Origin of the sequence: Pseudomonas sp. 43A (assembly GCF_013363935.1) — a bacterium.
Lineage (GTDB): Bacteria > Pseudomonadota > Gammaproteobacteria > Pseudomonadales > Pseudomonadaceae > Aquipseudomonas > Aquipseudomonas crudilactis.
This window is the reverse complement of record NZ_CP054880.1, coordinates 1,512,640-1,528,308: the sequence shown is the minus strand read 5'-3', so window position 1 is coordinate 1,528,308 and position 15,669 is coordinate 1,512,640. Positions and strand designations below refer to the sequence as shown.

Below are 15,669 nucleotides of genomic sequence, written 5' to 3'. Positions count from 1 at the left end.
ACAGATGGACATGCAATCCCGAATTCGCCAGCTTTTCCAGGCCAGTATCGACACCAAGCAACAGGCGATGGACGTACTTGCACCGCACATCGAGCAAGCCAGCCAGATCATGGTCAACGCCCTGCTCAACGAAGGCAAAATGCTTTCGTGCGGCAACGGCGGCTCGGCCGGCGATGCCCAGCACTTCTCTTCGGAACTGCTCAACCGCTTCGAGCGCGAGCGCCCGAGCCTGCCGGCCATCGCCTTGACCACCGACACGTCGACGATCACCTCGATCGCCAACGACTACAGCTACAACGAAGTGTTCTCCAAACAGATCCGCGCACTGGGTCAGCCAGGCGATGTCTTGCTGGCGATTTCGACCAGCGGCAACTCGGCGAACATTATTCAAGCGATCCAGGCCGCACATGATCGCGAAATGATTGTCGTAGCTATGACCGGACGCGATGGCGGCGGCATGGCGTCGCTGCTGTTGCCCGAGGACGTCGAGATTCGCGTACCGGCCAATGTCACTGCACGTATTCAAGAAGTCCACTTGCTGGCGATCCATTGCCTTTGCGATCTGATCGACAGCCAACTGTTCGGGAGTGAAGAATGACCCCTAATCGCCTTGGCCTTCTGGCCTTGACCCTGTGCCTCGGCATCAGCGGCTGCACCTCGGTGGTGAATGCCAGCCGTGAAGCACCGATCGACGACGACCGCGGCACCCGCACCTTCGGCAGCAAGATCGACGACTCGTTGATCGAAACCAAAGTGGGCGTGAACGTGGCCAAGGCCGACCCGGCCCTGGACAACGATTCGCACATCGTTGTGACCAGTTTCAACGGCGTTGTCTTGCTTGCTGGTCAAACCCCTCGCGCAGATTTGAAAGCCAAGGCTGAGCAGGCCGCAGCCGCTGTGCAACGGGTAAAAACCGTTCATAACGAACTGCAGGTCATACCGCCGTCCGGTTTCCTGGCGCGCCAGAATGACACTTGGCTGACATCGAAGATCAAGACCCAGATGCTCACCGACGCCAGCATTCCTGGCTCGCGCATCAAGGTCGTGACCGAGAACGGCATCGTCTACCTGCTGGGCCTGCTGACCAAACAGGAAGCCACTCAGGCGACCAATCTGGTACAGGGTGTTTCTGGCGTACAGAAAATCGTCAAGCTGTTCGAGTACATCGACTGACAGCCGAAACGCGCGCACAAAAAAGGCGATCCAACCGGATCGCCTTTTTTATTACTTCACCACTTTCAAACTAGGCCGGCCGCTAGGGCGCGGTGGCTCACTGTCCGGTGGCGGCAAGTCGTCATCCGACTCGATCTCTTCTTCGTCATCCATGGGCGACTCGAGATCGAACACCATGCCTTGACCGTTCTCCCGGGCGTAGATCCCCAGGATCGCGCTGATCGGCACGTACAGACTGTGCGGGACGCCACCGAAGCGACCTTCGAAGGTCACCACGTCGTTGTCCATGTGCAGATGACGCACGGCACTGGGGGAGATGTTCAGGACGATCTGCCCGTCACTGGCGAAACCCTGCGGTACCTGCACCGCCGGGTATTCGGAATTGACCAGCATGTGCGGGGTGCAATCGTTATCAACAATCCACTCGTAGAGCGCGCGGACCAGATAAGGTCGACTGGAGTTCATAGCGGCTCCTTAAGCCTTAGCGCATATCGCGTTCGACACCAGACAGACTCGCCTGGAAAGCCTCACGCGCAAACGAGCGCTCCATATAATCAAGCAGCGGCTTGGCTGGCCGCGGCAGTTCAATACCCAGAATCGGCAAACGCCAGAGTATTGGCAATAGGCAGCAATCCACCAGACTTTGTTCCTCACTGAGGAAAAACGGCTTGTCGGCAAACAGCGGCGACACGCCCGTCAGGCTTTCACGCAATTCCTTGCGCGCCACGACTCGCGCGGCCTCCTTGCTCTTCGGATCCAGGATCAGATCCACCAGACCACACCAGTCACGCTGAATACGGTGAATCAGCAGACGACTGTTGGCACGCGCCACCGGATAAACCGGCATCAATGGCGGATGCGGGTAACGCTCATCCAGATATTCCATCACCACGGTCGACTCCCACAACGCCAGGTCACGATCGACCAGCGTCGGCAGACTGCCGTAAGGGTTTACCTCAATCAGTTTAGGCGGCTGGCGACCAGCTTCCACATAAATGATCTCGGCGCTGACACCCTTCTCTGCAAGCACGATGCGCACTCGGTGGGAATAGTGGTCGGCGGGGTCGGAGTAACAGGCCAACCGATTGGTCACGCCCATGGCGATCCTCCTCGCTTGTTGAATTTGTCGGAACCGGAAAAACGCGCGCGCCCAGAGGGCGCCTCCCGCAACGTCTGGCTGACCAGAGTTGCGCTATCGGAGGCGCCCTTGGGCGCGCGCGATTAACAGCAATGCTTGAAGCGTATCAGTGCACGTCTTTCCAGTATTCACGCTTGAGCAGGTAGGCGAACACAAAGAAGAACGCCAGGTACAGCAAGACATAAGTACCGATGCGCTGATGTTGCAGCTTAACCGGGTTAGCCGAGTAAGCCAGGAAGGTTACCAGATTCTTGACCTTCTCATCGAACTGCTCTTCGTTCAGAGCACCGGATTTCGGCACGATGGTCAGTTGATCGCACGCTTCATGGGTCAGAGGCGTGCCGGTCAGCGGATCATATTGCTTCTTGCCATCCTCGACGATCTGCACCTGTTTGCAACCCACGACCTGGCGACCTTGCAGGCCGACCAGCACGTTAGGCATGCCGACGTTCGGGAAGACCTTGTTGTTCACGCCCCATGGACGTGCAGGATCCTCGTAGAACGAACGCAGGTAACCGTAAAGCCAGTCGGTGCCACGCACGCGAGCCACCAGGGTCAGGTCCGGCGGCGCTGCGCCAAACCAGGTCTTGGCATCCGCCGGCTGCATGCCGATGTTCATGTGATCGCCGATCTTGGCACCGGTGAACACCACCTTCTCCAGCATCATTTCGTGAGGAATGCCCAAGTCATCGGCAACCCGTTCGTAACGCTGGAACTTGGCGCTGTGGCAACCCATGCAATAGTTGGCAAAGGTACGCGCACCGTCCTGCAGAGCGGCCTTGTCGGAAACGTCGATGTCGACTTTTTCCAGTTCTGGACCACCGTGTTCAGCAGCGAAAGACAGCACAGGCAACGCAGCAAAAATCAGAGCAAAAAATAACTTTTTCATCAGCCAGTCACCCTTTCCGGAACCGGTTTGGTCTTCTCGAGCCTGGTGTAGAACGGCATCAGAATGAAGTAGGCGAAGTACAGGAAGGTGCAGACCTGCGACAGCAAGGTTCGCTCCGGCGTCGGCGCAAGCACACCGAGAATGCCGAGAATCACGAACGAAATGCAGAACACCACCAGCCAGATCTTGCTCATCCAGCCTTTGTAGCGCATCGATTTGACCGGGCTGCGATCCAGCCACGGCAGTACGAACAGCACCGCAATCGCCGCGCCCATGGCGATAACACCCATGAGTTTGTCCGGGATCGCACGCAGGATTGCGTAGAACGGCGTGAAGTACCAGACCGGGGCAATGTGTTCTGGCGTCTTGAACGGGTTGGCTTGCTCGAAGTTTGGCTTTTCGAGGAAATAACCGCCCATTTCCGGGAAGAAGAACACAATGAAGCAGAAGATAAACAGGAACACTACGACACCGACAATGTCCTTCACGGTGTAGTACGGGTGGAAGGCGATACCATCCAGCGGGATGCCGTTTTCGTCTTTGTGCTTCTTGATGTCGACGCCGTCAGGGTTGTTCGAACCGACTTCGTGCAGCGCCAGAATGTGCAGCACCACCAGACCGAGAATCACGATCGGCAACGCAACAACGTGCAAGGCGAAGAAGCGGTTCAGGGTGATCCCGGAGATCAGATAGTCACCACGAATCCACTGGGTCAGGTCGTTGCCGATCACCGGAATCGCACCGAACAGCGAGATGATCACCTGGGCACCCCAGTACGACATCTGGCCCCACGGCAGCAGATACCCCATGAAGGCTTCGGCCATCAGCGCCAGATAAATCAGCATGCCGAAGACCCAGACCAGCTCACGCGGCTTCTGATAGGAGCCGTAGAGCAGACCACGGAACATGTGCAGATAAACCACGATGAAGAACGCCGAAGCACCGGTCGAGTGCAGCAGACGCAGGATCGAGCCGTACTCGACGTCACGCATGATGTATTCAACGGAAGCGAAGGCTTCTTCTGCCGACGGCGTGTAACTCATCGTCAGCCAGACACCGGTGACGATCTGATTCACCAGCACCAGCAGCGCCAGGGAGCCGAAGAAGTAGAAGAAGTTGAAGTTTTTTGGAGCGTAATACTTGCTGAGATGGTCTTCCCACATTTTGGTCGCAGGGAAGCGCGCATCAACCCAATCCATGAACTTGCTCATCACGCTTTCTCCGTATCGACGCCAATGACAATCAGGTCATCGGTCTCATAGGAATGCGGGGGAACTGGCAGGTTCAAAGGCGCGGGTTGCGACTTGTAGACGCGGCCAGCCAGATCGTAGTGAGAACCGTGGCAAGGGCAGAAATAGCCACCGACCCAGTCTTTACCCAGATCCGCAGGTGCCACTTCGGGACGGAAAGTTGGTGAGCAACCCAGGTGTGTGCAGATCCCGATCAGCAGCAGAATTTCCGGCTTGATCGAGCGCACTTCAGGGTCGACATAGGTAGGTTGCGTGGAGTTTTTGGAGGTTGGATCGGAGAGCTGGCCTTCGATCTTCTTGAGATTCCCCAGGATTTCCTCGGTACGACGAACAATGAACACCGGCTGGCCGCGCCATTCAGCAATCATCTGCTGTCCTGGCTCGATTTTGCTGACATTCACTTTCACCGGTGCACCAGCGGCTTTCGCCTTGGCACTGGGAAACCATGACCCCACGAACGGGACCGCAGCCCCCACCGCTCCTGCAGCACCCACCACGGATGTGGCTGCTACCAAGAAGCGACGCCGGCCTGCATTCACGCCGTCATTGCTCATTCAGTCCTCTCCCATCAGCTTTTGTGGCCTGTTAAATCAGGCATCTACTAAATAAATCAATGTTACTTATAAAAATTTTGCCGAGATGGTAATGAAAAGCCCCAATTCTGACAAGGGAATTACCCGGAGCTCGTACCCTCAAGCCTTGCAGTATAGGGGGTCTACGGAAGTGGCAAGTTGTCGCAGCGCAATTCTTTGATAAATCACAGGCATAAAAAAACGCCCGCTTCCGTGAGGAGGCGGGCGTTCTTTTTGAACGCGAAAGCGAAATTAACGCTTCGAGTACTGCGGACGCTTACGCGCTTTACGCAGACCAACTTTCTTACGTTCAACTTCACGGGCGTCGCGAGTAACGAAGCCAGCTTTGCGCAGAGCGCCACGCAGGGTTTCGTCGTAGTCCATCAGAGCGCGAGTGATGCCGTGGCGGATTGCGCCAGCTTGACCGCTTACACCACCGCCGATCACGGTGACGTAGATGTCGAACTTCTCGACAGTCTCAGTCAGCTCCAGCGGCTGGCGAACTACCATGCGGGCAGTTTCACGACCGAAGAAGTTTTCCAGCGAACGGTTGTTGATGGAGATGTTACCAGTACCCGGACGCAGGAAAACGCGTGCGGTTGCGGTCTTGCGACGGCCAGTGCCGTAATTTTGAGTCGCCGACATAATGTACTATTCCGTTAAAACTTCAGTTCTTGGGGCTGCTGAGCAGTATGTGGGTGTGCAGCGCCCGCATAGACTTTCAGCTTACGGTACATGTCGCGACCCAGTGGGTTTTTAGGCAGCATGCCTTTAACCGCGGTCTCGATCACGCGCTCAGGGGCTTTAGCGATCAGCTTTTCAAAGTTGATCGACTTGATGCCGCCCGGGAAACCGGAGTGGGAGTAGTACATTTTGTCAGTGGTTTTAGCACCGGTAACACGAATCTGCTCAGCATTGATTACGACGATGTAGTCGCCGGTGTCAACGTGAGGAGTGTACTCAGGCTTGTGCTTGCCACGCAGACGGCTCGCGATTTCGGTGGCCAGACGACCCAGGGTCTGACCAGCAGCGTCGACGACAAACCAGTCGCGCTTTACTGTTTCCGGTTTAGCAGTAAAAGTTTTCATTCTTTATAGCCTCAGGGGCCGCCCTGTAAATTAGACGGCGGATCTTACTGAATAGTGCGTACTTTGACAAGTCAAAGGCAGCCGGATACAGACGCTTTCGGGGGCTCGGGTCGGCGCGTCCGTTCAACGGCAAGATTCTTCGGCGGCGGCGCATCACTTCCACTGCAGAAAGAGGTCGGCAATTATGCAGATTGCGAAAAATATTTCAACCTGCTTTTATGATTGTTTTGCCCAAGGAGCACCCGATGGACTATCGCCAGCTAGGCCGTACCGACCTGAACGTGAGTGCAATCTGCCTCGGCACCATGACCTGGGGCGAGCAAAACACTGAAGCTGAAGCCTTCGCGCAGATAGAAAGGGCCAAAGAGGCCGGGATCAATTTCATCGACACCGCCGAGATGTACCCGGTGCCGCCGAAAGCCGAAACCTACGCCACCACCGAGCGCTATATCGGCAATTACTTCAAAAGTCGCGGCGACCGTGCCGACTGGATCCTCGCCAGCAAGATTGCCGGACCCGGCAACACCATCGACTACATTCGCGACAAAAACCTGCGTCACAACCGGCAGCACATCACCGCAGCGGTGGATGCCAGCCTCGAGCGCCTGCAGACCGACTACATCGATCTGTATCAACTGCACTGGCCGGAGCGCAGCACCAACTTTTTCGGACAGCTGGGCTACAAACACAAGATCGAAGCCAACCTGACCCCGCTCGAAGACACCCTTGAGGCGCTCGACGAGCAAGTAAAGGCCGGTAAGATCCGCCACATTGGCCTGTCCAACGAAACCCCGTGGGGCACCATGCGTTTTCTGGCGCTGGCCGAAGCCCGTGGCTGGCCGCGTGCGGTGTCGATCCAGAACCCGTACAACCTGCTCAACCGCAGCTTCGAGGTGGGTCTGGCGGAAATCGCCATCCGCGAACAATGCGGCTTGCTCGCCTATTCGCCGCTGGCGTTTGGTTTCCTCTCAGGCAAGTACGAGGGTGGCGCTCGCCCGCCGAAAGGTCGTCTGAGTCTCTACAGCCGCTTCAGCCGCTATTTCAATGCGCAGTCGGAAGCAGCGTGCAGCCGCTATGTGGCGCTGGCCCATGAACATGGCCTGGATCCGGCGCAGATGGCTTTGGCTTTTGTGACTCAGCAACCGTTTGTCACCAGCAATATCATTGGGGCAACGACGCTTGAGCAACTGGACAGCAACATTGCCAGTTTCGATCTGAAGCTTTCCGATGAAGTGCTGGCAGGGATTGAGGCGATTCACAAGGATCATCCGAATCCTGCGCCTTGATCGACCGTTAAAAGCTTCGCGAGCAGGCTCGCGCCCACAGGTACGGTGATCCCCTGTGGGAGCGAGCCTGCTCAAGAAGAGGCCAGCCAATGCAGCGAAGATCAAAGCGAGCGCGCAATGATCTCCTTCATGATTTCATTGGTGCCGGCATAAATCCGCTGCACGCGCGCATCCGCCCACGCCCGGGCCACCGGGTACTCCCACATGAAGCCGTAACCGCCATGCAACTGCACGCACTCGTCGAGCACCTTGCATTGCAGGTCAGTGCCCCAGTATTTCGCCATCGCCGCAGTTGGCACATCCAGCTTGCCTTGCAGGTGCAGTTCCAGACATTTGTCGACGAAGACTCGGCCGATCTGAATCTCGGTGGCCATTTCTGCCAGCTTGAAGCGCGTGTTCTGAAAGTCGGCAATCGCTTTGCCGAAGGCCTTGCGATCGCGGGTGTAGTCCAACGTCCACTGCAACGCCGCTTCGGCTGAGGCCAAACCGCCAATGGCCACCGTCAGACGCTCTTGCGGCAACTCCTGCATCAGATAAGCAAACCCTGCCCCGGCCTGCCCCAGCAGGTTTTCCTTGGGCACGCGCACATCCTGAAAGAACAACTCGGAGGTGTCCTGGGCCTTCATGCCGACCTTCTCCAGGCGCTTGCCCTTGTCGAAGCCCGGCGTATTGGCTTCGACCAGAAACAGGCTGGTGCCCTTGGCGCCGGCCTTCGGGTCGGTCTTGGCGACCACGATCACCAGATCCGCCAGAAAGCCGTTGGTGATAAAGGTTTTCGAACCGTTGATGACATATTCGTCACCGTCCAGAACAGCGGTGGTCTTCACGCCTTGCAGATCGGAACCGGCGCCCGGCTCGGTCATGGCAATGGCCGTGACCATCTCGCCCGAAACCAGTTTAGGCAGGTATTTGTGTTTCAGCGCTTCACTGCCGTAATGCAGGATGTACGGCGCGACAATGTCCGAATGCAGCGAGAAACCAATACCGGTCAAACCCAATCGACCGACCTCCTCGATCACCACCGCGCTGTAAAGAAAATCCGCCCCCAACCCACCATACTCTTCCGGCAGGTGCGAGCAGAGCATCCCCGCCTCGCCTGCCTTGTTCCAGAGTTTGCGGTCGATATAGCCTTGCTTCTCCCATTGCGCATGAAACGGCACCGCCTCTTTTTCGAGGAAGGTTCGTACGCTGTCGCGAAACAATTCGTGCTCGGAGCTGAACAAGGTTCTGGGGATCATGCGGCACCTTTCTTTGTTGTTGGTGGGAGATGACCTTCAGAGACTAAGCCTCCCCTCTGACACAGGACACTGGACACATCCGACAAAAAATAAGACGATCCAGCCGTCTGGTGACCACTTTCCCTTATAAAAACAAAACAAAAGTTGAATTATGTCCAAGCAAGTCTCCACGCCCTTGCGGCGCGTCAGCATCCTGGCAATCGACCGGGTTTTCGCCTCCACTCTCATGCAAGCCAAGGATTTCTTCCATCTGGCCAGCCTGCGTTATGGCAAACAATTGGGCCATGGCCTGACACCGGCATTCGAAACACGCCTGGTCAGCCCCGACGGCAAACCGGTGAACAGTTTCAGTGACGTCGTGATGCCGGTCGACGGCGGCCTGGAAAACGCCGATGTCATTATCCTCCCGGCGTTCTGGGACGATTTCGACACGCTGTGCGGCCGTTATCCGCAAGTGTTGCCCTGGCTGCGTGAACAGCATGCCCGCGGTGCGGTGTTATGCGGCGAAGCCACCGGGGTGTTCTGGCTGGCCGAGGCCGGCCTGCTCAACGGCAAGGAAGCGACCACCTACTGGCGCTTCTTCAATGCCTTCGCCGAGCGCTTTCCAAAGGTCTATCTCAATCAGGACAAGCACCTGACCGATGCCGACAACCTGTACTGCGCCGGCGGCACCACCTCGGCCTGCGACCTCTACATTTACTTGATCGAGCGCTTCTGCGGGGCCAACGTCGCACAAGCCGTGGCCCGCGATATTCTCTATGAAGTGCAGCGCAGCTACGCGCCGGGTCGCATCGGTTTTGGCGGGCAGAAACTGCATCAGGACGTGATCATCCTGCAGATCCAGCACTGGCTCGAAGAGCATTTCGCCGACAAGTTCCGCTTCGAAGACGTCGCCCGCGAGCACGGTATGAGCATTCGTAACTTCATGCGACGCTTCCAGACTGCGACTGGCGACAAGCCGCTGCATTACCTGCAACGCCTGCGCATCGAGACGGCAAAAGGCTTGCTGTCCGGCAGCCGCAAGAGCATCAAGACCATCAGTTATGAGGTCGGTTACGACGATGCGAGCTTCTTTGCGCGGTTGTTCCGTCAGCACACCGAGCTGTCGCCGAATCAGTATCGGCAGCAGTTTCAGCAGGCTGCGTAACCCTCTGCCCCTACACAAACCGATGTAGGAGTGAGCCTGCTCGCGATTGCGTCCGTCCATGCAGCATTTATGTGACTGATCCACCGCTATCGCGAGCAGGCTCACTCCTACAGGGTATTGCGGTGAATTCTGGACATAAAAAAGGGCCTGCAATTGCAGGCCCTTTTTTGTTTCGCGATTCTGCTTAAGGCTTGTGCGCCCGCGACAGGAATTCGTGGGACTGCATTTCCAGCAGACGGCTCAGCGTACGCTGGAATTCGAAGTTCAGACGGCCGCCGGTGTAGAGATCCTTCAGCTCGACTTCAGCGGAAATGATCAGCTTGACGTTGCGGTCGTAGAACTCGTCGACCATGTTGATGAAGCGACGAGCGATGTCGTCGGTGGTGACGCTCATCTGCTCGACACCGCTGAGCAGCACGGCGTGGAAGATCTTGCCCAATTCGATGTAGTCGTTCTGGCTACGCGGACCGTCGCACAGTTCGCGGAAGTCGAACCAGGCCACGTCGTCGCAAGTACGCAGGGCACGGATCTCGCGGTTCTCGATCATCAGTACATCGTTCTCGACCGCAGCCGTGCATTCCGGCGTCAGCGCCTTGAAGCTCTTGCGCAGACTTTCGTGAGCAGCTTCGTCGAGCGGATAGTGGAACAGCTCCGCTTGTTCGAGGTGACGCAGACGGTAGTCGACGCCGCTGTCGACGTTGACGATCTCGGTGTTCTGCTTGATCAGCGCGATGGCCGGCAGGAAGCGCGCGCGTTGCAGCCCGTCCTTGTACAGACCGTCCGGGACGATGTTCGAGGTCGCGACCAGGGTCACGCCGTTCTTGAACAACTCTTCCATCAGCGTGCCGAGGATCATCGCGTCGGTGATGTCGGAAACGAAGAATTCATCGAAGCAGATCACCCGCGACTCGTCGGAAAAACGCTTGGCGATGATGGTCAGCGGGTTTTTCTCGCCGCCAAGGGTTTTCATCTCTTCGTGCACGCGCTTCATGAAGCGGTGGAAGTGGGTTCGGGTCTTTTCCTTGAACGGCAGCGCTTCGAAGAAGGTGTCGACCAGGTAAGTTTTGCCGCGACCCACGCCGCCCCAGAAATACAGGCCCTTGACCGGCGTCTGATCCTTCTTGCCGAACAGCTTGCTCAGCAGGCCCGGCTTGTTTTGATCGGCGGCGATCAGATCGTCGTACAGACGCTGCAAATGACGCACAGCAGTCTCCTGCGCGGCGTCATGGAAGAAGTCCGGGCGTTTCAGATCAGCTTGGTATCGTTCTAGGGGCGTCATAATTCGTTAGCAAGGCAACAAAAACGGGCCGTCACTGTAGCGACGGCCCGTGGGAATGGCAATCGGCCCTTGGTCGGACCGTGCCGCCGATTAGTCCTGAACCGGGGTCAGCGCGACGCGCAGAGCCTCGATGGCCGCGTCCCGCGCAGCAGCGTCGGCGAATGCCGGGCTGTCGCCAACGCACTCGCGGTCCAGCCAGACGCTGAAGCTCAGGTCTTCGCTGCGCACGTCCAGTGGCTGGCCGGATTGCAGCTGTTTGGTCACCTGCCCTGCGGCTTTGCCGTCAGCAAAGTTGCGCGACAGCAACAGTTGCTCGCCATCGGCTGCCAGCAGACGGAAACGGAAGCTGCCGTCGTCTTCGCGGAAGCTGACGAAACGCGCGGCTTTCGCGGCTTTCTTTTTGGTCGTCGCAGCAACCTGAACCTGATTGACGAAGGAGCGCAGGCCGACGGCTTCGCGCAGCTCGTTGAGGAACGGCGTTGCCACAGCACGGGCCTTCTTCGCACCGATCTGCAAGATGTCTTCCAGGTCTGCCGGGCGCTCGATCAACTGGTGATACTTCTCGCGCGCTTCGCCGAGATCGTTATCGAGCAACTGGAACAGACGGTTCTTCGCCTCGCCCCAACCCAGACCACCGAGCAGTTCGCTGCGGAACTCGTCCGCCTGCGCCGGCGTGGCGAAGGCCTGAAACAGCGTGAACAAGTGCGAGTTGTCCGGATCCTTGGCTTCGCCTGGCGCCTTGGAGTCGGTGACGATCCGCGAGATCGCGTCCTTCATCTCTTTGGCGCTGGAGAACAACGGGATGGTGTTGTCGTAGCTCTTCGACATCTTGCGCCCGTCGAGGCCTGGCAACGTCGCCACGCTTTCTTCGATCAGCGCTTCGGGCATGGTGAAGAATTCTTTGCCCTGACCGAACAGGTGGTTGAAACGCTGGCCGATATCGCGGGCCATTTCCACGTGCTGGATCTGGTCACGACCGACCGGCACTTTGTGCGCGTTGAACATCAGGATGTCTGCGGCCATCAGCACCGGGTAGCTGTAGAGGCCCATGGTGATGCCAGCATCCGGGTCTTCACCGGTTTCGACGTTCTTGTCGACCGACGCCTTGTAGGCGTGCGCACGGTTGAGCAGGCCCTTGGCGGCAACGCAGGTCAGCAGCCAGGTCAGTTCAGGGATTTCCGGGATGTCGGACTGGCGGTAGAAAGTCACGCGGTCGACATCGAGGCCACCGGCCAGCCAGGTCGCGGCGATTTCCAGACGCGAACGCTGGATGCGCAGCGGGTCATCGCATTTGATCAGGGCGTGGTAGTCGGCCAGGAAGTAGAACGAGTCGGCATTGCTGTCGCGGCTGGCGAGGATCGCCGGGCGGATGGCGCCGGCGTAGTTGCCCAGGTGCGGCGTGCCGGTGGTGGTGATGCCGGTGAGGATTCGGGTACGGTTCGTCATGGGTAATCGCTTGTCAGACTGCAATCAATTCGAGAGACGCGGCAGGATCAGATCCTTGAGATCGGTCAGCTTGCCATGAAAAAAGTGTCCGCATTCTGCCACTTTCAGCAGCTCATGGGGGCGCTGGAGTTTTTCCGACCAGTCGTAAACCAGCTGCGGATCGATGACCTCGTCGGTTTCCGGCTGGATCACCGTGAGTTCACCCTGCTGCGGCAGTTGATCCTGCTCGCCCAGACGCATCACCGCCGGCGCAACCATGAACAGGTGCTTGAGCTGTACGCCCTGGGCTTCGAGACGGCCGCCGAGACTTGCTGCAACAAATCCACCAAAGGAGAAACCGAACAGGGTCAGCGGCAGATCCGGATGTTTCTCGCGAAGCCATGCAGCGGCAGCCTGAGCATCGTCGACCTCGCCGGTGCCCATGTCGTGGGAACCTTCGCTGGCACCAACGCCGCGATAGTTGAAGCGCAAGGTAATCAGACCTGCGTCGCGCGCAGTGCGCTGCAGGGTCGAGACGACCTTGTTGAGCATGGTGCCGCCCTGCACCGGGTTCGGATGGCAGATCAGCGCGATGCCGATTGGCTGCTCGTTATCCAGGTACAGAGACTCAAGTTGACCCACCGGGCCGTCAATCACTACAGGGGTTTCACGCATCAGCAAGGAAGGAACTCCGTGACCTCGAATCGGGTCGACTCGTCTAGCAAATTGTCTGTGCCAATCTATTGCGAGTGAATCGCGGTATACAGCGCAGGTTCGAGCCGTTAACGTAAAGCAAAGCCGTTTATAGAGGAAGGACTCGTGGAACACTCGCTCTTAGTTTGGTTGTTACCGACTCTTGCCCTGGTTGTGGGTGTCGCCATTGGATTCCTGATCGCGCGCGTTGCGCCGAACGCCGCGCCGAGCCGTACGCAGCGTCAACTGGATGATATCCAGGAGCGTTTCGACAGTTATCAAAACGAGGTGGTCACCCACTTCAACAGCACCGCGATGCTGGTCAAGAAGCTGACCCAGAGCTATCAGGAAGTGCAGGATCATCTCGCCGAGGGCGCCAATCGTCTGGCCCTGGACGAGCAGACCCGCCAGCGCCTGATCGCTGCCCTGCACGCTGACGCGGCAGTCGCGCCACGTGAACGCCTGACGCCACCGCGCGATCAGGAGCCGCCGCGCGACTACGCACCGAAGACACCGAATTCGCCGGGCATGCTCGATGAGCATTACGGGTTGAAGAAGTAATCAGTCTTCGCTGACAAACAAAAAGCCCCCGGACAGTGATGTGTCCGGGGGCTTTTTTGTGTCTGTAATCTTCAGTGTTTGTAGCGGCCCCTTCGCGAGCAGGCTCGCTCCCACAGGGGAATGCATTTCAAATGTGGGAGCGAGCTTGCTCGCGAAGGGGCCGGCACAGGCCGGACAAAAAAATACCCGATCACAGGACCGGGCATTTCTTCATTCAGGCATTCGCTTACGGATACTGCTGAACCGTGCCCGGCTGCTGTTGCTGCTGACCACCATACTGCTGGCCCGGAATCGCCTTCAGGTTGACTTCAACGCGGCGGTTCTGCGCCCGGCCATTGACGTCACCGTTGCTGGCAATCGGGTTATCGGGACCGGCGCCACGGGCCGACAGGTTGGCACCGCTGACACCTTGCGAAGTCAGGTAGGTCGCCACGCTCTGCGCACGACGCTGGGACAGGTCCATGTTGTGCTGGCGGCTGCCGGTGCTGTCGGTGTAGCCGACAATTTCGATCTGGTTCTGGCTGAACTCTTTCAACGAGCCCGCGAGGTTGTTCAACGGTTGGTAGAAGCTGGAAGCGATATTCGCCGAATCGGTGGCGAAAGTGATGTTGCCCGGCATGATCAGTTTGATTTGATCGCCCTGACGCTGCACTTCAACACCGGTATTGGCCATGCTCGCGCGCAGTTTCTTTTCCTGCTGATCGGCGTAGTAGCCGTAACCGGCAGCGGAAGCGCCCACCACGGCGGCACCGATCAAGGCACCTTTGCCGCGATTGTTGTGGTCGATAGCGGCGCCGGCAAGCGCACCGGCCAGAGCACCCAGGCCGCCGTACTTGGCGGTTTTGCTCATGCCTTGCGAGCCACCGTCGGCCTGGCCTTGATTGTCATACGGGTTAGGCGAGGCGCAGCCGGACAGCACGGCCACGGCAGTAGCGACAATAATCAAACGACGCGTGGTGAACATGGAGAGCTCCTGGTTTTCGCATTCTGTGGTGCAGCGGCCCAATTGGCTAATGGACCTGCGCGGGCGTTTGATCATGACAATGCACAAAAATTCCGCCGGACACTCGTGACAAAATATTTAGGCCCTGACGAACGGGTTTTCGCGCATTTCATCACCCAGACGCGTATCCGGCCCGTGACCGGTCACCACGGTCGCATCCTCGTCCAGCGTATATAGCCGCTGCTTGATCGAACGCACGATGGTCGCCTGATCGCCGCCCCACAAATCCGTGCGCCCTACGCCGCGACGAAACAGCGTGTCGCCGGCTATCAACAGCTTAGCCTCGGAAAACCAAAAGCTCATGGAACCGGGTGTATGTCCCGGCGTATGCAGCGCCACACCACAACCACAGGCCAACTCTTCGTCATCGCTCAACCATCGATCTGGCGATGGCACCGGGGTGTATGGCACACCGAACATCTGGCATTGCATTTCGAGGTTGTCCCAGAGGAACTGGTCTTCTTTGTGCAAATGCAGGGTCGCCCCGGTTTTTTCTTTCATCTGCCCCGACGCGAGAAAGTGATCAAGGTGTGCGTGGGTGTGAATGATGCTGACGACTTTCAGACCATGCGCATCGAGCCGCGCCATGATCATGTCCGGATTGCCTCCGGGGTCGACAACGATAGCTTTCTTTGTGACCGGATCGCCGATGATGGTGCAATTGCACTGGAGCGGGCCGACAGGGAAGGTTTCACGGATGAGGGTGATCATGGGATGTCTCGTCGAATATTGATGCGCGTTGACCCGCGCAAGGATAACAACAGGTTTTCCTGCAGATATTGCCAACCTTTCCGATATATCACTGAGTCAGTTTTCTGACGTTGAGCTGAAAAAAAGTAATGGCTCAGTGATATCAATTGACGCAGGATCTGATACAAAATTATCGCCAGTAGCGACCACATCAGGACGGTCGCAAACCCTCTCAGG

Annotated in this window: 18 protein-coding genes; 5 read left to right on the top strand and 13 right to left on the bottom strand. The window is 57.8% G+C overall.

The features are described from left to right. Positions 1–4 precede the first annotated feature (4 nt). The gene (locus HUW52_RS06805; RefSeq protein WP_007917022.1) at positions 5–598 is read left to right on the top strand and encodes a phosphoheptose isomerase; all 594 of its coding nucleotides are present in this window, start codon (positions 5–7) and stop codon (positions 596–598) included. Beyond that, entirely contained in the window at positions 595–1,173 is a 579-nt protein-coding gene (locus tag HUW52_RS06800) for a BON domain-containing protein (RefSeq protein WP_007917023.1), read from the top strand. The genes HUW52_RS06805 and HUW52_RS06800 overlap by 4 nt, the downstream gene beginning before the upstream one ends. Before the next feature lie 51 nt (positions 1,174–1,224). Here the strand turns inward: HUW52_RS06800 and HUW52_RS06795 are convergent, their stop codons facing one another. From HUW52_RS06795 to rplM, 7 genes are all read right to left on the bottom strand, one after another. Further along, positions 1,225–1,638 (bottom strand): ClpXP protease specificity-enhancing factor, encoded by a 414-nt coding sequence (locus HUW52_RS06795; protein ID WP_007917024.1) that lies wholly within the window; start codon positions 1,636–1,638, stop codon positions 1,225–1,227. Between the two features lie 16 nt (positions 1,639–1,654). Then, positions 1,655–2,272 carry a glutathione S-transferase N-terminal domain-containing protein gene (locus HUW52_RS06790; RefSeq protein ID WP_007917025.1) on the bottom strand — a complete coding sequence of 206 codons (618 nt, stop codon included), beginning with the start codon at positions 2,270–2,272 and terminating at the stop codon, positions 1,655–1,657. A gap of 145 nt (positions 2,273–2,417) precedes the next feature. Beyond that, complete coding sequence (locus HUW52_RS06785; protein WP_064120488.1) at positions 2,418–3,200, bottom strand: cytochrome c1; 783 nt, start codon at positions 3,198–3,200, stop codon at positions 2,418–2,420. After that, on the bottom strand, positions 3,200–4,411 hold the full coding sequence (locus HUW52_RS06780; protein WP_016985147.1) for a cytochrome bc complex cytochrome b subunit: 1,212 nt from the start codon (positions 4,409–4,411) through the stop codon (positions 3,200–3,202). Before HUW52_RS06780 ends, HUW52_RS06785 begins: the two co-directional genes overlap by 1 nt. Beyond that, a complete protein-coding gene (petA, locus tag HUW52_RS06775; protein ID WP_007917031.1) occupies positions 4,411–5,004 on the bottom strand; it encodes a ubiquinol-cytochrome c reductase iron-sulfur subunit in 594 nt (197 codons plus the stop codon). The genes HUW52_RS06780 and petA overlap by 1 nt, the downstream gene beginning before the upstream one ends. A gap of 270 nt (positions 5,005–5,274) precedes the next feature. Then, positions 5,275–5,667 (bottom strand): 30S ribosomal protein S9, encoded by a 393-nt coding sequence (gene rpsI, locus HUW52_RS06770; protein ID WP_008080273.1) that lies wholly within the window; start codon positions 5,665–5,667, stop codon positions 5,275–5,277. Between the two features lie 14 nt (positions 5,668–5,681). Next, positions 5,682–6,110, bottom strand: coding sequence for a 50S ribosomal protein L13 (gene rplM, locus HUW52_RS06765; protein ID WP_007917032.1), 429 nt, complete (start codon positions 6,108–6,110; stop codon positions 5,682–5,684). Between the two features lie 245 nt (positions 6,111–6,355). On the opposite strand from rplM, the gene HUW52_RS06760 reads away from it, so the two are divergent. Next, the gene (locus HUW52_RS06760; protein WP_016985148.1) at positions 6,356–7,396 is read left to right on the top strand and encodes an NADP(H)-dependent aldo-keto reductase; all 1,041 of its coding nucleotides are present in this window, start codon (positions 6,356–6,358) and stop codon (positions 7,394–7,396) included. A gap of 101 nt (positions 7,397–7,497) precedes the next feature. Here HUW52_RS06760 and HUW52_RS06755 read toward each other — a convergent pair whose 3' ends face one another. Beyond that, entirely contained in the window at positions 7,498–8,634 is a 1,137-nt protein-coding gene (locus tag HUW52_RS06755) for an acyl-CoA dehydrogenase family protein (protein WP_007917034.1), read from the bottom strand. 250 nt (positions 8,635–8,884) lie between these two features. Between HUW52_RS06755 and HUW52_RS06750 the strand changes: the two genes are divergently transcribed. Then, a complete protein-coding gene (locus tag HUW52_RS06750; RefSeq protein WP_175555647.1) occupies positions 8,885–9,781 on the top strand; it encodes a GlxA family transcriptional regulator in 897 nt (298 codons plus the stop codon). Between the two features lie 184 nt (positions 9,782–9,965). Here HUW52_RS06750 and zapE read toward each other — a convergent pair whose 3' ends face one another. From zapE to HUW52_RS06735, 3 genes are all read right to left on the bottom strand, one after another. After that, positions 9,966–11,060, bottom strand: coding sequence for a cell division protein ZapE (gene zapE / locus HUW52_RS06745; protein WP_016985150.1), 1,095 nt, complete (start codon positions 11,058–11,060; stop codon positions 9,966–9,968). Positions 11,061–11,150: 90 nt separating this feature from the next. Then, positions 11,151–12,506, bottom strand: coding sequence for a tryptophan--tRNA ligase (locus tag HUW52_RS06740; RefSeq protein ID WP_175553238.1), 1,356 nt, complete (start codon positions 12,504–12,506; stop codon positions 11,151–11,153). Positions 12,507–12,530: 24 nt separating this feature from the next. After that, a complete protein-coding gene (locus HUW52_RS06735) occupies positions 12,531–13,160 on the bottom strand; it encodes an alpha/beta hydrolase (RefSeq protein WP_038361122.1) in 630 nt (209 codons plus the stop codon). Positions 13,161–13,304: 144 nt separating this feature from the next. On the opposite strand from HUW52_RS06735, the gene HUW52_RS06730 reads away from it, so the two are divergent. Further along, positions 13,305–13,739, top strand: a complete 435-nt coding sequence (locus tag HUW52_RS06730; protein ID WP_007917055.1) for a YhcB family protein — start codon at positions 13,305–13,307, stop codon at positions 13,737–13,739. 226 nt (positions 13,740–13,965) lie between these two features. Here HUW52_RS06730 and HUW52_RS06725 read toward each other — a convergent pair whose 3' ends face one another. Both HUW52_RS06725 and HUW52_RS06720 read right to left on the bottom strand, forming a co-directional pair. Continuing rightward, positions 13,966–14,703 (bottom strand): OmpA family lipoprotein, encoded by a 738-nt coding sequence (locus HUW52_RS06725; RefSeq protein WP_016985153.1) that lies wholly within the window; start codon positions 14,701–14,703, stop codon positions 13,966–13,968. Between the two features lie 117 nt (positions 14,704–14,820). Then, a complete protein-coding gene (locus HUW52_RS06720; RefSeq protein ID WP_016985154.1) occupies positions 14,821–15,453 on the bottom strand; it encodes an MBL fold metallo-hydrolase in 633 nt (210 codons plus the stop codon). Between the last annotated feature and the right edge of the window lie 216 nt (positions 15,454–15,669).